Below are 20,085 nucleotides of genomic sequence, written 5' to 3'. Positions count from 1 at the left end.
GGCTGCCTAGAAGAGGGCGACCTTCTCGAGCCAGTTCTTGGCGATGTTCTCGGCCGAGTCCTGGTCGTTGACGCTCTGCGAGTTGAGGTCGACGAGGTCTTCGGCGGTGAGGGCCGCGCTGACCTTGTTGATGACCTCGGTGACCTCGGGGGTCGCCGCGTCGGTGTTGATGAGCGGCACGACGTTCGAGGCGAGGAAGAGACCCTTCGGGTCTTCCAGCGTCACGAGGCCCGAGGTCTTGATGTTCGGGTCGGCCGAGTAGATGTTGACCATCTGCACGGTGTTGTCCTTCAGCGCCTGAATGGTGAGCGGGCCGCCCGAGTCTTCGATCGGGGTGAAGCCGACGGTCACGCCGTAGGTCGAGAGCAGACCCTCGGGGCCGTAGGGGCGCGTCTGCAGCTCGGAGTTGCCGCCGAGGGTGATGGGCGTGGTGACCTTCGAGAGGTCTTCGAGGCTCGTCACACCGTTCTGCTCGGAGAACTCCTTGGTGACGTTGTACGAGTCCTGGTCGGTGGCGGGCGACTGGTCGAGCACCTCGAGACCCGAGGGCAGCGCGCTCGCGAGGGCGGCGTACACGTCGTCGCTCGTCTTGGCGGTGGTCTCGGGGTCGTAGTACTGCAGCAGGTTGCCGGTGTACTCCGGGAACAGCTGCACCTCGCCGCTCTCGAGGGCGGGGAGGTAGGCGTCGCGCTGCCCGATGTTGAACTGGCGCGTCACCTCGATGTCGTTGGCCTCGAGGGCCTGGGCGTAGATCTCGGCGATGATCTCGTTCGAGTAGTACGCCTGCGACCCGATGACGATGGGGCCCGACGCCCCGTCGCTCGAGCCGGCACCCGATGTGGACGTGGTGCCCAGCGGATCGCTCGACGCACACCCTGCCAGCGCCACCACGGCGCTGACCGCGACTAGCCCTGCGACGAGCCGGCCTTTCTTGATTGCTGTGACCATGTGATTCATTTCCCTTCTCGGATGGGATTCCCCATCACCGCACGCGGTCGGGGCGACCGTGCACGGACTTCTCTCTGCTCCGTCGCGACCACGCCGCGTGGAACCACAAGCCTCTGGATGAGCGCGAATATTCCCTCGAGCACCAGCGCGAGCGCCGTGACGAGGATCGACGCCGCCAGCGCCAGCGGGTAGTTCTTGGTGGCGAACGCCTGGAAGATGAAGGCGCCGAGCGCCCCGCCCGAGACGTAGGCCGCGAGTGTCGCGGTGGCCACCACCTGCAGCACGGCCGACCGGATGCCGCCGATCAGCAGCGGCAGACCGAGCGGGATCTCGACCCGCGTCACGACCTGCCACTCGGTCATGCCCATCGCCCGTGCCGCATCGACGGTCTTGCGGTCGACCGCCTCGAACCCCGCGTAGGCGCCCGCCAGGATGGGCGGGATGGCGATGATGACGAAGGTGAGCAGGGGCGCGCGGAAGCCGATGCCGAGCCCGAGGGCGAGCAGGATGATGACACCGAGACTCGGCAGCGCCCTGAACCCGCCCGAGAGCGACACCGCGATGTCGCGGCCGCGGCCCGTGTGCCCGACCAGGTAGCCGAACGGCACCGCGATGACCGCGGCGATGGCGACCGCGCCGAAGGTGTAGGCGAGCTGCTCGAGCAGCCGCGCCACCCAACCGGTGGGCCCTGACATGTTCGCGGGGTCGAGGATCCAGGCGATCGCCTCGCCGAACAGGTTCACGAGCCCGCCCCCGTCAGCACGGCGGCGCGGCTGTCGGCGAGTTGCCTGGCCCGCCTGTTCTTCACCCGGTCACGCCGGTTCCAGGGCAGCACCGCGCGGCCGAGCAGCACGAGCAGCAGGTCGAACACCACGGCGATGAGCAGCACGGCGACGATGCCGGTGGCGACCTCGGCCGGGATGGTGCGCTGGAGGCCGTTGAGGAACAGGTAGCCGAGGCTCGTGACACCGATCACGGAGCCGATCGTGGCGAGGCTCACCGTGCTGGCCGACACCACCCGGAGCCCGGCGAGGAGCACGGGCCCGGCGAGGGGCAGCTCGACCCGCCAGAAGCGTTGCCAGGGCGAGTAGCCCATCGCCGAGGCGGCCTGCAGCACGTCGGCGTCGACCGAACCGAGGCCCTCGGCGGCCGACCGCACCATGAGCGCCACGGCATAGATGGTGAGAGCCACCACGACGTTCGCCGACGACAGCTGCGGGGTGCCGAGGATGAGTGGCATGAAGATGAACAACGGCAGCGACGGGATCGTGTAGAGCAGCCCGAGCACCACGAGGATGGTGCCGCGCGACCAGCGGTAGCGGTTCGCCAGCCAGCCGAGCGGGATGGAGATGACGAAGCCGAGGATGATCGGCGGGATGCACAGCCCGACATGGGTGAGGATGAGCTCCCACACCAGCCCGAGGTTCGACTCGAGCCACTTCACGGTTGGAGCACTCCCGTGGGGGTGCCGTGCTCGTCGACCACGACGTCGCGGCCGTCGATGCGCTCGATGCGCAGCATCCGCTTGCCCTTGTCGGCCCCGACGAACGAGGCGACGAAGTCGTTGGCCGGGCGGGCGAGGATCTCGGCGGGCGTGCCCACCTGCTCGATGTGTCCGCCCTTGGTGAGGATGACCACCTGGTGGCCGAGCAGGAACGCCTCGTCGATGTCGTGGGTGACGAACACCACGGTCTTGCCGAGGTCGTTCTGCAGCCGCAGCGTCTCCTGCTGCAGCTCGGCGCGCACGATGGGGTCGACGGCGCCGAACGGCTCGTCCATGAGCAAGATGTTCGGGTCGGCGGCGAGGCCGCGTGCCACTCCCACGCGCTGCTGCTGGCCGCCCGAGAGCTGGCGGGGGTATTTGGTGGCGAGCGAGCGGTCGAGGCCCACGGTGTCGAGGAGCGCCAGGGCGCGCTCCCGCGCATCCTTCTTCGACACCCCGTTCAGCATCGGCACGGTGGCGACGTTGTCGATCACCTTGCGGTGCGGCAGCAACCCGGAGTTCTGCATGACGTAGCCGATGCGGCGACGGAGCTTCACCGGTGCCAGGCTGCCGGTCTCCTCGCCGTCGATGAGGATGCTGCCCGAGCTCGGATCGATCATGCGGTTGATCATGCGCAGCAGTGTCGTCTTGCCGCAGCCCGAGGAGCCCACGAACACGGTGGTCTTGCGGGGCGGGATGACGAGGTCGAAGCTGTCGACCGCGACGGTGCCGTCGGGGAAGCGCTTGGTCACCGAGCGGAACTCGATCATCGCGGGTCCAATCATCGGTGGACCGCCGACGGCGACCCTTCGACTCAGCCAAACATCGTTCGGCCGAAAGTCAAAGCCCTACCGTCAGAGATCGTCACATTGTTGCCGAGCCGTTGCCCCGCCGAGCGGATGCGCGGCAGAGCTCAAGAGGTGGTGCCCGCCAGGTACGCCGAGACCACGGCACGGCAGGTCTCGATGGCCTTCGCATCGCCCGCGGGGTCGATGATGAACGCGCGCACGAGCAGCGCGTCGGCGATGGTGAGCGCCACGTCGAGTGCGCTCGCGAGACCGCCGTCGTCGGTGAGGCCGAGCTCGGCCACGAACACGGCGGCCAGCGGCCCTGCCGTGCGGGCCGCGATGGCGGAGCCGCCGTCGACCTCGGGCAGCGCCACCTGGTCGCTCAGCCTGATGGAGGTGTAGCCAGGCTCCGAGCGGTGCAGCTCGACCGCGGCGTCGATGAGCGCACCGAAGGCGGCGTCGAGCGTGGTGGGGCGCACGGCCTCGAGCCGCTCCACACCGCTGCGGATGAAGCGCTCGTACCCGCGGCGGCTCATGGCGGCGAGCACCGCGATGCGGTCGGGGAAGTACCGGTAGACGGTGCCGATCGAGGCGCCCGCACGCTCGGCCACCATGGCGGTGGTGAGCCGCTCGATGCCGACCTCCGCCACGACCGCCGACGCCGCATCGAGCAGCGCCTCGATGCGTTCGCTGCTGCGCGCCTGCACCGGCTCGTTGCGAACCCCTCCGGTCGTCGTGAGCGCACCGCTGATGAGGTCGTTGAATGCCACCGCACCCGTCCCTTCCCGAAGTCCCGACACCTGAGTCTAGATCGTCGTCTCATGAGGATGCATCAATCAGGCTCCCCCCCGCGCGGCGGCGAGCCATGACAGACTGGAACGGATGCGTTCTCATCCCGTGGCCCTTCCCCGGCTGCATCGTGCTGCCCGAATCGACGACGCCATCCACGAGTTCCGCGAGAAGTGGGCGCGCAGACGCGGCCACCTCCCCACCGTCATCCCCTACGCCGGCTACGGATCGGTCACCCGGGTGCGGGTGCTCGGGCGCGTGCTGCTGGCGAAACCGCCGAAGCCCGGCTCGCGCCGCGCCCTGCCCTGGCGCCGCAAGGAGGAGCGGGTGCGGGGCTGGCGCAGCTTCACCAGCGTGCCGGTGGGCTCCGTCGACGTCACCATCGAGATCGAGGGCATCGTGCGCACGGTGAAGGCCGACCGCGGTGGCGTGGTCGACACCACGGTCGACGTCGAGCTCGAGCCCGGCTGGCACACCATCACGATGCACACGGAAGGCTCCGACACGGTCGAGGCGCCGGTGAACATCGTGGCGCCCGACACCGACTTCGGCATCGTCTGCGACATCGACGACACCGTGATGGTCACCGCGCTCCCCCGCCCCTTCCTGGCGTTCTGGAACACCTTCGTGCTCAACGAGCACGCCAGAACCCCGACCCCCGGCATGGCCGTGTTCCTCGAACGGCTCACCTCGGCGCACCCCGGAGCCCCCGTCATCTACCTCTCGACCGGCGCCTGGAACGTGGCCCCCACCCTCACGCGCTTCCTCTCCCGCAACCTCTACCCGCGGGGGCCGCTGCTGCTCACCGACTGGGGCCCCACCCCCGACCGCTTCTTCCGCAGCGGGCCCGAGCACAAGCGGTCGAACCTCAAGCGTCTCGCGGAGCAGTTCCCCGACATCCGCTGGGTGCTCATCGGCGACGACGGGCAGCACGACGAGTCCATCTACGGAGCGTTCGCGCGCGAGAACCCCGGGAGCGTCGAGGCCATCGCCATCCGTCAGCTCTCCCCCAGCGAGGCGGTGCTGGCCGGCGGCCGCTCGAAGAGCGCGCACCCGGGCGACGCCACCCGCTGGGTGTACGCGCCCGACGGCGCGGGCCTCGCCGCGCAGATGCTCTAGCGCGGGCTCGGCGCCGCGCCGCCGGGTCGCCGTCTCGGCGCCGCCGCAGCACCGCCTCAGCTCCCCGAGTGCGCCTCGAGGAACTGGTACACCTCGTTCTCGTCGACGCCCGGGAACTTGCCCGACGGCAGCGGCGACAGGATGTGCGCGTGCAGCTTCGCGCTCGGCCAGGCGTTGTCAGACCACCGCTCGGCGAGCTCCGACGCCGGCTTGCGGCAGCACGACTCGTCGGGGCAGCGGGAGAGCTGCCGCTTGTCGGTGTCGCGCCCACGGAACCACTTGGCGTCGGCGAACGGCACGCCGAACGAGATGGAGAACGAGCCGGCGTCGGTCTTGCCGGTCTGGGTGGCGCACCAGAAGGTACCGGCGGGCGTGTCGGTGTACTGGTAGAACTCCGTGGTGCGGTTGGTGCGCGCGAGCGCGCCGCGAGCCGCCCAGTTGCGGCACACCAGCTGCCCCTCGACGGCACCCGTCACATCGACCGGGAGCGGCAGGCCGTCGTTCTCGTAGGCCTTGTAGATGGCGCCGTCCTCCCCCACCCGCAAGAAGTGCACACCCATGTCGAGGTGGGCCGTCGACAGGTTCGTCATGCGCAGGGCCGCCGCCTCGTGGGTGACGCCGAAGGCGTCGCGGTAGTCCTCCACCGAGAGGTCGCGCCGCAACTTCGCGGCGCTCAGGAAGGCGACCGACGCCGTCTCGGGCATGAGGCAGGCGGCGGCGAAGTAGTTGATCTCGAGCCGCTGCTGCAGGAACTCGGCGTAGCTCGCGGGAGGCGTGTGCCCGAGCACGCGGTGCGCCACCGCCTGCAGAGCCATCGACCGCAGGCCGTGACCGCCGGGAATCGAGGCCGGCGGCAGGTAGATGCGCCCGTTCGCCAGATCGGTGACCGAGCGGGCCGAGTGCGGCAGGTTGTCGACATAGATGAGGGTGAAGCCGAGCTTCTCCGCCAAAAGCGACACGCTGCGGTGCGTCAGCGCGCCGGTCGTGTGGCCCACCGAGGCCATGGTCTCCTCGGCGAGCTTCTCGAGCTCGGGCAGGTAGTTGTTGCGCGCGCGCATCGCGAGCCGGTTCTCGGTGTTCGCGCGCCGAGCCTCCTCGGGAGTGGCGATGGATTCCCGCGCCCGCCGGGTGAGCTCGCGGTGCAGCCCCACGAGCGACTCGAGGGTCTCGAGCGGCAGGTTGCGGCTCGCCGGCACGACGGGCAACCCGAGCGAGGCGTAGAGGGGGCCCGCCTGCGCCTTGCTCAATTCGATCTCGAGAGCCGTGCGCGCATCCGGAGCCTCGGGGCTCAACAGATCGGGCACGGCGACACCCAACTCGGCCGAGAGCGCCTGCAGCAGCGAGAGCTTGGGCTCGCGCCTGCCGTTCTCGATCAGCGAGAGCTGGCTGCCCACCACGCCCACCCGCGCGCCCAGCTGGTCGAGCGTGAGCCCGCGCTCCTTCCGGTGGTGCCGGATGCGCCTCCCGAGCGTGATGAGGTCGGTCGAGTCCGCCATTTTCGCCTCCTGTAAAAATCGGCCGATCTTTCCAGCAGAATAGACGAATACCGCTCCGGATGCTCGTCATAGTGGAAATACCGCAGCCACCTTGACGAAGAAGCAGGTCACACGATGAGCATTCTGGAAACCACCTCCATGGTCGGCGTCGACGGCCCCAGCAAGAACGCCGACGTCAACGAATGGGTGCGCGACATCGCCGCCCTCACCAAGCCCGACTCGATCGTGTGGTGTGACGGGTCGACCAGGGAGTGGGACGAGCTCACCAAGATGATGGTCGCCCAGGGCACCCTCATCCGCCTCAACCCGGAGTGGCGCCCGAACAGCTTCCTTGCCCGCAGCGACCCCGCCGACGTCGCGCGCGTCGAAGACCGCACCTACATCTGCTCCGAGAAGGAGGAGGATGCGGGCCCCACGAACAACTGGCGCGACCCGTTCGAGATGCGCGAGGAGCTCACCAAGCTGTTCGCCGGCAGCATGCGCGGCCGCACCATGTACGTCGTGCCGTTCTCGATGGGCCCGCTCGGCGGCCCCATCTCGCAGCTCGGCGTGCAGGTCACCGACTCCCCCTACGTCGTGGTGAGCATGCAGCTCATGACCCGCATGGGCGAGGCTGCGCTCGACCTCATCGAGCCCGAGACGCCGTGGGTTCCCGCGCTGCACTCGGTGGGCATGCCGCTCGTCGACGACGCCGGCACCCGCATTCCCGACGTGGCCTGGCCGCACAACCCGGCCAAGTACATCAGCCACTTCCCCGAGACCCGCGAGATCTGGTCGTTCGGGTCGGGCTACGGCGGCAACGCGCTGCTCGGCAAGAAGTGCTTCGCGCTGCGCATCGCCTCGGTGATGGCGCGCGACGAGGGCTGGCTGGCCGAGCACATGCTCATCATCAAGATCACCTCGCCCGCCGGCAAGGTCTACCACGTGGCCGCGGCGTTCCCCTCGGCCTGCGGCAAGACCAACCTCGCGATGCTGAACCCGAGCATCCCGGGCTGGAAGGTCGAGACCATCGGCGACGACATCGCCTGGATGCGCCCCGGCCCCGACGGCAAGCTGCGTGCCATCAACCCCGAGCGCGGCTTCTTCGGCGTCGCCCCGGGCACCGGCATCACCACCAACCCGACGGCGGTCGACACCGTGTGGGGCAACTCGATCTTCACCAACGTCGCGCTGCGCGACGACGGCGACATCTGGTGGGAGGGGCTCACCCCGAAGGCGCCCGGCCACCTCATCGACTGGCAGGGCAACGATTGGACCCCGTCGTCGAGCACCCCGGCCGCGCACCCGAACTCGCGCTTCACGGTGACCGCCGACCAGTGCCCGTCGATCGCCTCCGAGTGGGACTCGCCCGAGGGTGTCGTCATCGACGCCATCCTGTTCGGCGGCCGCCGGCCCTCGACGGTGCCGCTGGTGTCGCAGGCCCGCGACTGGTCGCACGGCGTGTTCATGGGGGCGACCATGGCCTCCGAGACCACCGCCGCCGCCGAGGGCGCCGTCGGGCGCCTCCGTCACGACCCCTTCGCGATGCTGCCGTTCTGCGGCTACAACATCACCGACTACTTCGGTCACTGGCTGACCATCGGTGAGAAGCTCGGAACGGATGCGCCCCCCATCTTCTCGGTGAACTGGTTCCGCAAAGACGAGAACGGCAAGTTCCTCTGGCCCGGGTTCTCGGAGAACTCCCGCGTCATCGAGTGGATCGTCCGTCGCATCGAGGGCGACGTGGAGGTGGTCGACACCCCCGTCGGCAAGCTCCCCAAGGTGCGCGACTTCAACGTCGACGGACTCGACCTCGGCTACGAGGAGCTGCAGTCGATCCTCTCGGTCGACCGCGCCGCGTGGAGCCGTGAGGCCGACGAGATCGAGCACTACTTCGAGGAGCTCGGCAGCGACCGCATCCCCGACCAGCTGCACCGCGAACTCAGCACACTCCGCGCCAACGTGCGGTAGGAACCGGCTGCGACCCAGGTGGCCGGGTCTCAGCCGAAGGTGATCGCCAGGATCGTGACGTCGTCATCGACCCTGGCGATCGCTATGCGCGCGGTCATCGTGTCGAGGAAGGCCGGTACCGCGGGCTGCGCGCGGAGCTCTTCCGCGATGCGGTCGAGGCTCGCGAGCGTGGAGTCGTAGGCGTCGAGCATGCCGTCGGTGACCGACAGCAGGATGTCGCCGCGCTCGAGCTGCACACGTTGCACCGCCCAGCCCTGAGCCTCGTCGTGGAGACCCAGAGGCATGTCGTGCGAGGCGAGGCGGGTGGTGGTACCCGCCTGGCTGAGGTGCAGGGTGAGGCCGTGGCCCGCATCCGCGAACTCCACCACACCCGTGCGGGTGTCGATGCGCGCGTGGAAGAGCGTGACGAAGGCGCCGAGCTCGTCGAGCCGGGGAGCGAGTTCACGGGCGACCCGCCGGAGCGCCTCACCCGGCGACTCCGCGGCACCGCCGTCGGTGTCGGCCGTGCCGGAGTGCAGCGCCGACCGCAGCGCCTCGGCGACGGCCCCGGCGCGCGGGCCTTTGCCCATCACGTCGCCGAGCGTCGCGACGATCGCATCGTCGTCGCCCGACCAGCCGTACAGGTCGCCGCTGACCTCGCCGAAAGGCAGGGCGAGCGCGGTGGCGTCGACCGAGCCGGCGTGCACCGAGGGCAGCTCGTGCGCCCGGCTCGCGGCCCCCGCCGCGTCGACGGGCTCCTCGAGCCCCTCGCGCAGCTCGCCCTCCGCCCAGCGCCCGAGGGCCTCGAGCCGGGAGCGCTCCTCCGCGCTCAGCGAGCGCGCCTCGGGGTGCATGACGCAGAGCGTTCCCACCGCGAGCCCGCCGGGCACCCGCAGCGGCACCCCGGCGTAGGAGCCGACACCGAAGTGGGTGACCGCGGGGGTCTCCCTGAAGCGCGGATCGTGCCGCGCATCCGGAACCTCGAACAGACCCTCGCCGTGCACCGTGTACTCGCAGAACGCGGTGCCGTACGGGTAGCGCGGCGCGGGCCCCGGCTCGGGCTGCGGCGACTTCACCACGAGCGAGTCGCGGTCGACCATGTTGAGGTACGACATCGGCGCCTGCAGCAGCTCCTGCGCGAGCCGGGTGATGCGGTCGAACCGCTCCTCCGGCGGCGTGCCGAGCACCCCCACCGCGGCCACCGCCTCAAGTCGCGCGTCTTCCTCAGGGGTGTCGAACCAGGCATCCTCCGTCGCGCCGCTCATGACTCGATCGTAGAACCGCCGCCGTCAGCACGCACGAGTCGGCAGCCGGTATTCTGGGGACATCACCAGTAGGCACCTCTTCACCTGACACGGTGCCGTCCATATCGCCGGGAGGCCGAATCATGTCCGCACGCATGCCCGAGAAACCCGCTCTCGAAGGCCTCGAGTCGAAGTGGGACGCCGCCTGGTCGGAGCGCGGCACCTACCTGTTCGACCGCGCGGCTGCCGCCGAGCACGGCCGCAGCTGCGTGTACTCCATCGACACCCCGCCACCCACCGCCTCGGGCTCGCTGCACATCGGCCACGTGTTCTCCTACACGCACACCGACGTCATCGCGCGCTTCCAGCGCATGAGCGGCAAGAAGGTGTTCTACCCCATCGGGTGGGACGACAACGGCCTGCCCACCGAGCGCCGCGTGCAGAACTACTACGGCGTGCGCTGCGACCCGTCGCTGCCCTACGACCCCGACTTCACCCCGCCGTTCGAGGGCGGCGACAACAAGTCGTCGAAGGCCGCCGACCAGGTGCCGATCTCGCGGCGCAACTTCATCGAGCTGTGCGAGATCCTCACCGTGGAGGACGAGAAGCAGTTCGAGTCGCTCTGGCGCGACCTCGGTCTCTCGGTCGACTGGACCCAGACCTACCGCACCATTTCGCGCGAGGCCCAGGCCGCATCCCAGCTGGCCTTCCTCCGAAACGTCGAGCGCGGCGAGGCCTACCAGGCCATGGCACCGACCCTCTGGGACGTGACCTTCCGCACCGCCGTCGCCCAGGCCGAGCTCGAAGACAAGGAGCAGCCGGGCGCCTACCACCGCCTCGCCTTCCACCGCGTCGGCGAGAACGGCGCCGCGGGCGACGACGTCTTCATCGAGACGACCCGGCCGGAACTCCTCCCCGCCTGTGTGGCCCTCGTCGCGCATCCGGATGACGAGCGCTACAAGCCGCTGTTCGGCACCACCGTCACCACCCCCGTGTTCGGCGTGGAGGTGCCCGTCGTGGCCCACCACCTCGCGCAGGCCGACAAGGGCTCGGGCATCGCCATGATCTGCACCTTCGGCGACCTCACCGACGTCATCTGGTGGCGCGACCTCGACCTGCCGAACCGCGCCATCATCGGCTTCGACGGGCGCGTGGTGAGCGAGGCTCCGTCTGCCATCGAATCGGATGCGGGGCGGGCTGCCTACGCACAGCTGGCCGGCAAGACCGTGTTCTCGGCCAAGCAGGCCGTGGTGGAGCTCCTCCGCGAGTCGGGCGAGCTCATCGGCGACCCCAAGCCCATCACCCACCCGGTGAAGTTCTTCGAGAAGGGCGACCGCCCGCTCGAGATCGTGTCGACCCGCCAGTGGTACATCTCGAACGGCGCCCGCGACGAACAGCTGCGCTCGCGCCTCATCGAGCTCGGCAAGGAGCTCGACTGGCACCCCGACTTCATGCGCGTGCGCTACGAGAACTGGGTGGGCGGCCTCACCGGTGACTGGCTCATCTCGCGCCAGCGCTTCTTCGGCGTGCCGCTGCCCGTCTGGTACCCGCTCGACGCCGACGGCAACCCCGAGTTCGACCGGCCCATCCTGCCGGCCCCCGAGTCGCTCCCCGTCGACCCGTCGTCGGATGCGGCGCCCGGCTACAGCGAAGACCAGCGGGGTGTTCCCGGCGGCTTCCAGGGCGAGGTCGACGTGATGGACACCTGGGCGACCTCCTCGCTCACCCCGCAGCTCGCGGGCGGCTGGGAGCGCGACGAGGAGCTGTGGAACTCCGTGTTCCCCTTCGACCTGCGCCCGCAGGGGCAGGACATCATCCGCACCTGGCTGTTCTCCACGATGCTGCGCTCGGCTCTCGAGACCGGTGAGAAGCCGTGGGCGAACGCTGCCCTCTCGGGCTTCATCGTCGACCCCGACCGCAAGAAGATGTCGAAGTCGAAGGGCAACGTGGTGACGCCCGCCGACATCCTCGCCGCCCACGGTTCGGACGCGGTGCGCTACTGGGCCGCATCCTCGCGGCTCGGCACCGACGCGGCCTTCGACGAGAAGAACCCGACCCAGATCAAGATCGGGCGGCGTCTCGCCATCAAGATCCTGAACGCGGCGAAGTTCGTCTACGGCTTCGAGCTGCCCGAGGGTTCGCACGCCGTGAGCAACCCGCTCGACAAGGGCATGCTCGCCGAGCTCGACCAGGTGGTCGCCTCCGCCACCACCGACCTGCGCGCCTACGACCACGCTCGGGCACTCGAGACGGTGGAGCGCTTCTTCTGGACCTTCTGCGACGACTACCTCGAGCTGGTGAAGGAGCGCGCCTACCGTGCCGAGGGAGCGCTCGAGGAGCGCGCCTCCGCGGTCATCGCCCTGCGCACCGCCCTCGAGACGCTGCTGCGCCTGTTCGCCCCCTACCTGCCCTTCGCCACGGAGGAGGTCTGGTCGTGGACCCACGACGACTCCGTGCACACGGCAGCCTGGCCGACGGATGCGTGGCCCGCGCTCATGACGGAAGGCGCCGACGCGCGCGTGCTCGCGCTGGCCAGCCGCGCTCTCGTCGCCATCCGTCGCACCAAGACCGAGGCGAAGGTCTCGCAGCGCGTGCCCGTGGCCTCGGCCACCATCTCGGGGCCCGCCGAGGAGATCGAGCTGCTCGAGCTCGTGGCCGGCGACCTCAAGGCCGTGGGGCGCATCGCCGAGCTCGGCTTCGCCTCCGCGGAGGAGCTCTCGGTGAGCGATATAGTTCTAGCGCCCGAGGAGCAGCCGGAGGCCGCACGATGAACCAGGAGGCGACGATGCCCATCGAGGTGCGACCCGTGGGAACGGGAGAGTTCTTCCCGTGGCACGCCGTCTACACGGGGTACGGGGAGTTCTACGAGACTCCCCTGCACGACGAGAAGGCCGTGCTGGTGTGGAGCTGGATCATCGACCCGTCGAACGAGCTCGAGTGCCTCGTGGCGGTCGAACCCGGCGACGACGGCGGCGAGATCGTGGGGCTCGCGCACTTCCGCGAGTTCGCCCGGCCGCTCGAGGGCAACCGGGGCATCTACCTCGACGACCTGTTCGTGCTGCCTGAGAAGCGCACGAGTGGGGTCGGCCGCGCCCTCATCGAGGGCGTCTACGCCGTGGGGCGCGAGCGCGGCATCGCCGTGGTCACCTGGATCACCGCGAAAGACAACGACACCGCCCGCAAGCTCTACGACCAGGTCGCCGAGAAGACCAAGTGGGTCACCTACGAGAAGGCCCTCTGATGATCCAGCTCGGCACCCGGTGGCTGGTCGGCGACGAGCCGCCGTCGCGGCTCCCCCAGCCCGTGATCGACGCGGTCTACGAGGTCGAGGGCGAGCTCGCCGAGCAGGGCGTCGACGCCTCCGAGTGGAGCTGGACGCTCACCTGGCTCGAGGGCAAGCCCGTGGTCGAGCTCGACGACGAGACCACCGTCGAGTACGACCCCGAGACCGACTCGGCGATCGTCACCGCGCCCGAAGGCTGAAGCCCGCGCCCGCTCAGAACCCTTCGGGCAGCCGGGGCGTGTACGGCGCCTCGAGCGCGGCGAGTTCGTCCGCCGAGAGCGTGACGTCGAGCGAAGCCACCGCGTCGTCGAGGTGCTGCGGCTTCGTGGCCCCCACGATCGGAGCGGTCACCGCCTCCTGCTGACGCACCCACGCCAGCGCGACCTGCGCGCGCGAGACGCCCCGCGCATCCGCCACCTGAGCCACGGCATCGACGATGGCGCGGTCGGCCGCCTCGGCCTGCCCGTACATCGACTTCGTCACCGCATCGGTGCCCTCGCGCGCCGTGTCGGTGCCCCAGGGCCGGGTGAGCCGCCCGCGCGCGAGCGGGCTCCACGGCAACACACCCACGCCCTGGTCGAGCGTGAGCTTGTGCATCTCACGCTCCTCCTCGCGCTGCAGCAGGTTGTACTGGTCTTGCATCGAGACGAACCGCGTCCATCCGTTCGTCTCGGCCACGTGCTGCGCCTTCTGGAACTGCCACGCCCACATCGAGCTCGCGCCGATGTAGCGCGCCTTGCCCGACTTCACCACATCGTGCAGCGCCTCCATCGTCTCCTCGATGGGGGTCTCGTCGTCCCAACGGTGGATCTGGTAGAGGTCGACGTAGTCGGTGCCGAGGCGGCGCAGGCTCTGGTCGATGGCGTCGAGGATGTGCACGCGCGACAGCCCCTGGTTGTTGGCCCCCGCACCGGTGCGGAAGAACACCTTCGTCGCGATCTCGATCTCGTCGCGCTTCGCGAGCTCGGCGAGCATCCGGCCCGTGATCTCCTCGCTGGTGCCGTCGGAGTACATGTCGGCGGTGTCGAAGGTGGTGATGCCCGACTCGATCGCCTTCACGAAGAAGGGGCGCGCCTGGTCTTCGGGGAGGGTCCACTCGTGCGGGCCGCGGTGCGGCTCGCCGTAGCTCATGCAGCCGAGCACGATGCTCGACACTTTCAGGCCGGAGCGGCCGAGGCGAACGTGGTCCATGGTCATCCTTTCGGGTCGACGGTGGCGGGCGCGGCGGTGCGCCGCCGGGGGAAGGCTGTCCAGAGCATGATCACACCGCCCACCAGGAGGCCCCAGAACGCCGAGCCGATGCTCGCGATGGTCACTCCGGATGCGGTGACGAGGAAGGTGGCGATGGCCGGGATGCGGTGGGCCGGCACCTCGATGGCGCTCGACACGGCCGTCACCAGCGCGCCGAGGAGGGCCAGCCCGGCGACGGCGGTGATGAGCACCGGGGGTGCCGCCGAGATGAGGGCGGTGGCGACGCCGGCGGAGAGCCCGAAGACCACGAAGCCGATGCCGGAGGTGACGGTGGCGATCCAGCGCTTCGAGCGGTCGGGGTGCGAGTCGGGGCCCGCCATGATGGCCGCGGTGATGGCGGCGAGGTTCACGGCGTGGCCACCGAAGAAGGAACCGGCCATGGTGCCGATGCCGGAGGCGAGCAGGGCCGGGCGCGGCGGCACGGTGTAACCGAAGGTCGACATGACGGCGAAGCCCGGCACGTTCTGGCCTGCCATGGTGACGATGAACAGGGGCAGGCCGAGGCTCACGATGACGAGCGGGTCGAACACGGGGGCGACGAAGGTCACCTGGGGTGCCAGGCTCGCATCGTTCAGCCAGCCGCTGCCCGCCGAGACGCCGATGCCGATCGCGGCGACGACCATGGCGGCCGGCACCGCCCAGCGGGGCGCGAAGCGGAACAGCACGAGCCAGGTGACGATCACCGGCAGTGCCAGCAGGGGTATCTCGACGGCGGCGGTGATGGGTGCGAGGCAGATGGGGAAGAGGATGCCCGCGAGCATCGCGCTCGCCAGCGGGCGCGGGATGCTCGTGATGGCGCGCCCGAGGGCGGGCCACAGGCCGCAGAGCACGATGAGCGCTCCGCAGACGAGGAACGCGCCGGTGGCGGCCCTGAAGTCGTTCGTGGTGGCGGAGGCGGCGACCAGGAGGGCGGCACCGGGTGTCGACCAGGCGAACGAGATGGGCATGCGGAAGGTGGCGGCGAGGATGATGCAGCACAGTCCGCTGACGACGCAGACGACGAGAAGTCCGCTCGCCGCTTCGGCGTCGGTGGCGCCGACGGCGTGGAGACCCGCGACAACGAGCACGAACGAGCTCGCGAAGCCGGTGATGGCCGCGACGATGCCGGCGGAGATGGGCTGGATGATGGGTGCCTCCGGTGGGCCGGGCGGTGTCGGCCGCCGCTCGGTTCACGCCGGCCCTGGAGCCGGCGGGAGCCCGCTGGGGTGGCGGACTGACGGGAGGGCTAGGCCGACTTCTCTTCGCGGCGCGCGGGGCGCGGCACGATGGTGGGGGCGGCGTTCTCGAGCACGGCCTCGCGGGTGACGATGACGCGGCCCACCTCGTCGGTGGAGGGGACCTCGAACATGATCGGGCCGAGCACCTCCTCCATGATGGCGCGGAGGCCGCGGGCGCCGGTCTGGCGCAGCACGGCGAGGTCGGCGATGGCCTCGAGCGCGTCGCGGTCGAAGTCGAGCTCCACCCCGTCGAGCTCGAACATGCGCTGGTACTGGCGCACCAGGGCGTTGCGCGGCTCGGTGAGGATCTGCATGAGAGCCTCCTGGTCGAGCGGCGTGACCGTGGTGACGACGGGGAGGCGGCCGATGAACTCGGGGATGAGACCGAACTTGTGGAGGTCTTCGGGGAGCACCTCGCCGAACAGGTTCGCGTCGGCTTTCTTGCTGTAGAGCGGCGAGTTGAAGCCGATGCCGCGCTTGCCGGCGCGCTGCGAGATGATCTCTTCGAGACCGGCGAAAGCGCCCGCGACGATGAACAGCACGTTCGTCGTGTCGATCTGGATGAACTCCTGGTGCGGGTGCTTGCGGCCGCCCTGCGGGGGAACACTCGCCACCGTGCCCTCGAGGATCTTCAGCAGCGCCTGCTGCACGCCCTCCCCCGACACGTCGCGGGTGATGGAGGGGTTCTCGGCCTTCCGGGCGATCTTGTCGACCTCGTCGATGTAGATGATGCCGGTCTCGGCGCGCTTGACATCGTAGTCGGCGGCCTGGATGAGCTTCAGCAGGATGTTCTCGACGTCTTCGCCGACGTAGCCCGCCTCGGTGAGGGCGGTGGCGTCGGCCACCGCGAACGGCACGTTGAGGCGCTTCGCCAGGGTCTGCGCGAGGTAGGTCTTGCCGCAGCCGGTGGGGCCGATGAGCAGGATGTTGCTCTTCGCGATCTCGACCTCGTTCGCCTGGGCCTCGGCCGAGACGATGGCGTTGCGGGCGCGGGTGCGCTTGTAGTGGTTGTAGACGGCGACGCTCAGCGAGCGCTTCGCGGCGTCTTGGCCGATGACGTACTCTTCGAGGAAGTTGTAGATCTCTTTGGGCTTCGGCAGCTCGAACTCGCCGGCCGCTTCTTCGCTGGCCTCGGAGAGGCGCTCCTCGATGATCTCGTTGCACAGCTCGACGCACTCGTCGCAGATGTACACACCGGGGCCCGCGATGAGCTGCTGAACCTGCTTCTGGCTCTTTCCGCAGAACGAGCATTTGAGCAGATCGGCGCTCTCTCCGATGCGTGCCATACCCAGCCTCCTCTTCGCTGTGTTCCCCCGAGCCTAACCCGTACCACCGACGATGTGGCGCAGATACCGACCCGGGGCGTCGAGAAACCTCCGCCAGTGCGCGACGATCTCCAGTTCCTCCCACGTCGTCTCCCGAATGCCCCACTCCCCGAGCTCGAGAATCGTCGCCCCCGGCAGCGCCGCCAACACCGGCGAGTGCGTCGCACACACCACCTGCGCCCCCGCCCGCACCAGTTCGTCGAGCTGAGCGATGAACCGCAGCGTCGACTGGAACGACAGCGCGGCTTCGGGCTCGTCGAGGCAGAAGAACCCCGGCGAGTCGATCTTGCGGTCGAGCAACGCGAGGAACGACTCCCCGTGACTCATCTCGTGCAGATCGCCGTCAGGCGACTGCGGCAGCGACTCCAGGTAGCTGTAGTACCCGTGCATCGTCTCGGCCCGGAGAAAGAACCCCCACCGCGGCGCCACCAGCCCCCGCCGCAGGTTCAGCCATTCGCCGAGCGGAGATTCGCTGGCGCGCGTCGATGCGCCGCCGTGCCGGGTGCCGCCCTCGGCGGGGAACCCGAACGCCATCGCGATGCCCTCGAGGAGCGTCGACTTGCCGCATCCGTTCTCCCCGACCAGGAAGGTGATGCCGGGCGGAAGCTCGAGGCCCTCGCGGCGCACCTGAGCCACCGCTGGCACGGTCATGGGCCAGGAATCGGCGACAGCCGGGGCATCCGCGAAGAAGACGATCTCGCGGATGGCCCGGCTGTCGGTGAGCCAGTCCTGTTCGGACATGAGGCGGGTGCTTCGGTCAGCTGCTAGCTGACCAGGGCGGGGACCGCCTTGCGGGAGGTGAGCACCTGGTCGATGAGGCCGTATTCGAGGGCCTCGTCGGCGGAGAGGATCTTGTCGCGGTCGATGTCTTTGTTGACCTCGTCGAGCGAGCGCTTGGAGTGCTTGGAGAGCGTTCCCTCGAGCCAGGTACGCATGCGCAGGATCTCGCGGGCCTGGATCTCGATGTCGGAGGCCTGGCCGCCACCCTGACCGGTGGCCGGCTGGTGGATGAGGATGCGAGCGTTCGGCAGGGCGAGACGCTTGCCCGGGGTGCCGGCGGCGAGGAGCACCGCCGCGGCGGACGCCGCCTGGCCGAGGCACACCGTCTGGATCTGCGGGCGCACGTACTGCATCGTGTCGTAGATCGCGGTCATCGCGGTGAACGAGCCACCGGGCGAGTTGATGTACATCTCGATGTCGCGGTCGGGGTCTTGCGACTCGAGCACGAGCAGCTGGGCCATGATGTCGTCGGCCGAGGCGTCGTCGATCTGCACGCCCAGGAAGATGATGCGGTCTTCGAAGAGCTTCGCGTAGGGGTCTTGGCGCTTGAAGCCGTAGGCCGTGCGCTCCTCGAAGCTGGGGAGGATGTAGCGGTCGCTCGGCATCGTGCCGTTGCGGTAGGCACTCGCACCGAAGGTGGGGGTTTCCATCGTTCTGTTTACCTGTTCTCTAGGAATTCGTCGGTGTCGGTGCGGGGATCAGGCGTCGGTTCCGCCGCCGCCGGCGACGTCGGTGGCGAACTCGCGCACGTGGTCGACGAAGCCGTACTCGAGGGCCTCCTGCGCGCTGAACCAGCGGTCGCGGTCACCGTCTTCGTTGACCTGCTCGACCGTCTTGCCGGTCTGGGCCGCGGTGATCTCGGCGAGGCGCTGCTTCATGCTCAGGATGAGCTGCGCCTGGGTCTGGATGTCGGATGCGGTTCCACCGAAACCACCGTGCGGCTGGTGCAGCAGAACGCGGGCGTTGGGCGTGATGTAGCGCTTGCCCTTGGTGCCCGAGGTGAGCAGGAACTGCCCCATCGAGGCGGCCATGCCGATGCCCACGGTGACGATGTCGTTCGGCACGAACTTCATCGTGTCGTAGATCGCCATGCCCGCGGTGATCGAGCCACCGGGCGAGTTGATGTAGAGGTAGATGTCGCGCTTGGGGTCTTCGGCGGCGAGCAGAAGGATCTTGGCGCAGATCTCGTTCGCGTTGTCGTCGCGAACCTCGGAACCGAGCCAGATGATCCGGTCTTTCAGCAGCCGGTCGAAGACGCTGGATGGGAGAGCCTGTTCGGCCATGTGTTGTCGCTCCAATTCGCTTGCAGTGGTTTGAATCTACTGGGTGGAACGCGCCGCGGGGCGGCTGTTCGCCGTCGGCAGAGTCGGCGGAGGTGCTAGAACAGTCATGCCCCGGGCAGAACGCCCCGGCGACGACGCGAAGGACCACGGATGCCGTTCACCGATCTCCCCCTCGACCTGCTGCGCGAGTACCGCCCCGAGGTGGCGGAGCCGGCCGACTTCGACGCCTTCTGGGAGCGCACTCTCGCCGAGTCGCGCGCCCAGGGCACGGAGGCGGTGCTCACCCCGGCGACGACGCCCGTGACGGCGTTCCGCATCGACGACCTCACCTTCTCGGGATTCGGCGGCGAGCCGGTGAAGGCCTGGGTCACCCGCCCGCGCGACGCCGAGGGCCCGCTGCCCGTGGTGGTCGAGTACGTCGGCTACGGCGGCGGGCGCGGGCTCGCCGGCGAGAGGACGCTCTGGGCGTCCGCCGGGTACGTGCACGTGCTCATGGACACCCGCGGTCAGGGCAGCGCCTGGGGCAGCGGCGGCGACACCCCCGACCCGCACGGTTCGGGCCCCGCCGCCCCCGGCTTCATGTCGAAAGGGCTGCACGACCCCGACGAGTACTACTACCGGCGCGTGTTCACCGACGGCGTGCGACTCATCGACGCCGTGAAGACGCTCGAGGGTGTCGACCCCACCCGCATCGCCGTGACCGGCGGCAGCCAGGGCGGCGGCATCTCGATCGCCGTCGCCGGGCTCGTGCCCGACCTGCTCGGCGTGATGCCCGACGTCCCGTTCCTGTGCCACTTCCGCCGCGCCGTCGAGGCGACCCCCGAAGCGCCGTTCACCGAGCTCGCCCGCTACCTCTCGGTGCACCGCGACGCCGAGGCGACGGTGTTCGAGACGCTCTCCTACTTCGACGGTGTGAACTTCGCCCGCCGGGCGACGGCTCCCGCCCTGTTCTCGGTGGCGCTGATGGACCCGGTGGTGCTCCCCTCGACCGTGTACGCCGCCTTCAACCACTACACCGCCGAGGCCTCGATGGAGGTCTACCCCTACAACGGCCACGAGGGCGGCCAGATGCACCAGTGGGTGAAGCAGGCCGACTGGTTGGCCGGGGTGCGCTGACGCGCATCCGTCATACGACGAAAGGCCCGCATCC

Annotated in this window: 19 protein-coding genes; 6 read left to right on the top strand and 13 right to left on the bottom strand. The window is 69.4% G+C overall.

Going from position 1 to position 20,085, the window contains the following annotated elements:
* Positions 1-6: 6 nt before the first annotated feature.
* The 5 genes from HL652_RS04735 to HL652_RS04715 form a co-directional block, all read right to left on the bottom strand.
* Positions 7-948, bottom strand: coding sequence for an ABC transporter substrate-binding protein (locus tag HL652_RS04735; protein ID WP_171704227.1), 942 nt, complete (start codon positions 946-948; stop codon positions 7-9).
* A 5-nt stretch (positions 949-953) separates the two neighbouring features.
* Complete coding sequence (locus tag HL652_RS04730; RefSeq protein WP_171704226.1) at positions 954-1,691, bottom strand: ABC transporter permease; 738 nt, start codon at positions 1,689-1,691, stop codon at positions 954-956.
* Positions 1,688-2,392 carry an ABC transporter permease gene (locus tag HL652_RS04725; protein ID WP_171704225.1) on the bottom strand — a complete coding sequence of 235 codons (705 nt, stop codon included), beginning with the start codon at positions 2,390-2,392 and terminating at the stop codon, positions 1,688-1,690. Before HL652_RS04725 ends, HL652_RS04730 begins: the two co-directional genes overlap by 4 nt.
* Positions 2,389-3,201 carry an ABC transporter ATP-binding protein gene (locus tag HL652_RS04720; protein WP_171704224.1) on the bottom strand — a complete coding sequence of 271 codons (813 nt, stop codon included), beginning with the start codon at positions 3,199-3,201 and terminating at the stop codon, positions 2,389-2,391. The genes HL652_RS04725 and HL652_RS04720 overlap by 4 nt, the downstream gene beginning before the upstream one ends.
* 143 nt (positions 3,202-3,344) lie before the next feature.
* Complete coding sequence (locus HL652_RS04715) at positions 3,345-3,989, bottom strand: TetR/AcrR family transcriptional regulator (RefSeq protein WP_171704223.1); 645 nt, start codon at positions 3,987-3,989, stop codon at positions 3,345-3,347.
* Positions 3,990-4,101: 112 nt separating this feature from the next.
* Here HL652_RS04715 and HL652_RS04710 point away from each other — a divergent pair, with 112 nt between their 5' ends.
* Entirely contained in the window at positions 4,102-5,127 is a 1,026-nt protein-coding gene (locus HL652_RS04710) for an App1 family protein (RefSeq protein ID WP_171704222.1), read from the top strand.
* Positions 5,128-5,183: 56 nt separating this feature from the next.
* Here HL652_RS04710 and HL652_RS04705 read toward each other — a convergent pair whose 3' ends face one another.
* Positions 5,184-6,623, bottom strand: coding sequence for an XRE family transcriptional regulator (locus HL652_RS04705; RefSeq protein WP_171704221.1), 1,440 nt, complete (start codon positions 6,621-6,623; stop codon positions 5,184-5,186).
* Positions 6,624-6,737: 114 nt separating this feature from the next.
* Here HL652_RS04705 and HL652_RS04700 point away from each other — a divergent pair, with 114 nt between their 5' ends.
* Positions 6,738-8,573: a phosphoenolpyruvate carboxykinase (GTP) gene (locus HL652_RS04700; protein WP_171704220.1), complete on the top strand. Its 1,836-nt coding sequence runs from the start codon at positions 6,738-6,740 to the stop codon at positions 8,571-8,573.
* A gap of 29 nt (positions 8,574-8,602) precedes the next feature.
* On the opposite strand, the gene HL652_RS04695 is transcribed toward HL652_RS04700, so the two are convergent.
* A complete protein-coding gene (locus tag HL652_RS04695; RefSeq protein ID WP_171704219.1) occupies positions 8,603-9,817 on the bottom strand; it encodes a SpoIIE family protein phosphatase in 1,215 nt (404 codons plus the stop codon).
* Positions 9,818-9,951: 134 nt separating this feature from the next.
* On the opposite strand from HL652_RS04695, the gene valS reads away from it, so the two are divergent.
* From valS to HL652_RS04680, 3 genes are read left to right on the top strand one after another with little or no spacing between them, the layout of a single operon-like run.
* Positions 9,952-12,567: a valine--tRNA ligase gene (gene valS / locus HL652_RS04690; protein ID WP_171704218.1), complete on the top strand. Its 2,616-nt coding sequence runs from the start codon at positions 9,952-9,954 to the stop codon at positions 12,565-12,567.
* Between the two features lie 14 nt (positions 12,568-12,581).
* Positions 12,582-13,037 (top strand): GNAT family N-acetyltransferase, encoded by a 456-nt coding sequence (locus HL652_RS04685; protein WP_171704217.1) that lies wholly within the window; start codon positions 12,582-12,584, stop codon positions 13,035-13,037.
* Positions 13,037-13,279 (top strand): hypothetical protein, encoded by a 243-nt coding sequence (locus HL652_RS04680; protein WP_253743642.1) that lies wholly within the window; start codon positions 13,037-13,039, stop codon positions 13,277-13,279. Before HL652_RS04685 ends, HL652_RS04680 begins: the two co-directional genes overlap by 1 nt.
* Positions 13,280-13,292: 13 nt before the next feature.
* On the opposite strand, the gene HL652_RS04675 is transcribed toward HL652_RS04680, so the two are convergent.
* From HL652_RS04675 to HL652_RS04650, 6 genes are all read right to left on the bottom strand, one after another.
* Entirely contained in the window at positions 13,293-14,270 is a 978-nt protein-coding gene (locus HL652_RS04675; RefSeq protein ID WP_171704216.1) for an aldo/keto reductase, read from the bottom strand.
* A gap of 2 nt (positions 14,271-14,272) precedes the next feature.
* Complete coding sequence (locus HL652_RS04670) at positions 14,273-15,397, bottom strand: benzoate/H(+) symporter BenE family transporter (RefSeq protein WP_253743641.1); 1,125 nt, start codon at positions 15,395-15,397, stop codon at positions 14,273-14,275.
* A 158-nt stretch (positions 15,398-15,555) separates the two neighbouring features.
* Positions 15,556-16,833 carry an ATP-dependent Clp protease ATP-binding subunit ClpX gene (clpX, locus tag HL652_RS04665; protein ID WP_171704215.1) on the bottom strand — a complete coding sequence of 426 codons (1,278 nt, stop codon included), beginning with the start codon at positions 16,831-16,833 and terminating at the stop codon, positions 15,556-15,558.
* Positions 16,834-16,866: 33 nt separating this feature from the next.
* Positions 16,867-17,613: an AAA family ATPase gene (locus HL652_RS04660; RefSeq protein ID WP_171704214.1), complete on the bottom strand. Its 747-nt coding sequence runs from the start codon at positions 17,611-17,613 to the stop codon at positions 16,867-16,869.
* Positions 17,614-17,636: 23 nt separating this feature from the next.
* The gene (locus tag HL652_RS04655; protein WP_171704213.1) at positions 17,637-18,302 is read right to left on the bottom strand and encodes an ATP-dependent Clp protease proteolytic subunit; all 666 of its coding nucleotides are present in this window, start codon (positions 18,300-18,302) and stop codon (positions 17,637-17,639) included.
* A 48-nt stretch (positions 18,303-18,350) separates the two neighbouring features.
* The gene (locus HL652_RS04650) at positions 18,351-18,935 is read right to left on the bottom strand and encodes an ATP-dependent Clp protease proteolytic subunit (RefSeq protein WP_171704212.1); all 585 of its coding nucleotides are present in this window, start codon (positions 18,933-18,935) and stop codon (positions 18,351-18,353) included.
* A gap of 150 nt (positions 18,936-19,085) precedes the next feature.
* Between HL652_RS04650 and HL652_RS04645 the strand changes: the two genes are divergently transcribed.
* The gene (locus HL652_RS04645) at positions 19,086-20,051 is read left to right on the top strand and encodes an acetylxylan esterase (RefSeq protein WP_171704211.1); all 966 of its coding nucleotides are present in this window, start codon (positions 19,086-19,088) and stop codon (positions 20,049-20,051) included.
* The last annotated feature ends 34 nt before the right edge of the window (positions 20,052-20,085 follow it).

This window comes from Herbiconiux sp. SALV-R1, from assembly GCF_013113715.1.
GTDB lineage: Bacteria > Actinomycetota > Actinomycetes > Actinomycetales > Microbacteriaceae > Herbiconiux.
This window is presented reverse-complemented; position numbering and strand designations above follow the sequence as displayed.

Coding starts and splice junctions, on each gene's coding strand:
- valS (WP_171704218.1), top strand. CDS start 9,952: ATGCCCGAGAAACCCGCTCTCGAAGGCCTCGAGTCGAAGTGGGACGCC.
- HL652_RS04680 (WP_253743642.1), top strand. CDS start 13,037: ATGATCCAGCTCGGCACCCGGTGGCTGGTCGGCGACGAGCCGCCGTCG.
- clpX (WP_171704215.1), bottom strand. CDS start 16,833: ATGGCACGCATCGGAGAGAGCGCCGATCTGCTCAAATGCTCGTTCTGC.
- HL652_RS04720 (WP_171704224.1), bottom strand. CDS start 3,201: ATGATCGAGTTCCGCTCGGTGACCAAGCGCTTCCCCGACGGCACCGTC.
- HL652_RS04675 (WP_171704216.1), bottom strand. CDS start 14,270: ATGGACCACGTTCGCCTCGGCCGCTCCGGCCTGAAAGTGTCGAGCATC.
- HL652_RS04655 (WP_171704213.1), bottom strand. CDS start 18,302: ATGGAAACCCCCACCTTCGGTGCGAGTGCCTACCGCAACGGCACGATG.
- HL652_RS04700 (WP_171704220.1), top strand. CDS start 6,738: ATGAGCATTCTGGAAACCACCTCCATGGTCGGCGTCGACGGCCCCAGC.
- HL652_RS04685 (WP_171704217.1), top strand. CDS start 12,582: ATGCCCATCGAGGTGCGACCCGTGGGAACGGGAGAGTTCTTCCCGTGG.
- HL652_RS04650 (WP_171704212.1), bottom strand. CDS start 18,935: ATGGCCGAACAGGCTCTCCCATCCAGCGTCTTCGACCGGCTGCTGAAA.
- HL652_RS04710 (WP_171704222.1), top strand. CDS start 4,102: ATGCGTTCTCATCCCGTGGCCCTTCCCCGGCTGCATCGTGCTGCCCGA.
- HL652_RS04695 (WP_171704219.1), bottom strand. CDS start 9,817: ATGAGCGGCGCGACGGAGGATGCCTGGTTCGACACCCCTGAGGAAGAC.
- HL652_RS04705 (WP_171704221.1), bottom strand. CDS start 6,623: ATGGCGGACTCGACCGACCTCATCACGCTCGGGAGGCGCATCCGGCAC.
- HL652_RS04735 (WP_171704227.1), bottom strand. CDS start 948: ATGGTCACAGCAATCAAGAAAGGCCGGCTCGTCGCAGGGCTAGTCGCG.
- HL652_RS04660 (WP_171704214.1), bottom strand. CDS start 17,613: ATGTCCGAACAGGACTGGCTCACCGACAGCCGGGCCATCCGCGAGATC.
- HL652_RS04645 (WP_171704211.1), top strand. CDS start 19,086: ATGCCGTTCACCGATCTCCCCCTCGACCTGCTGCGCGAGTACCGCCCC.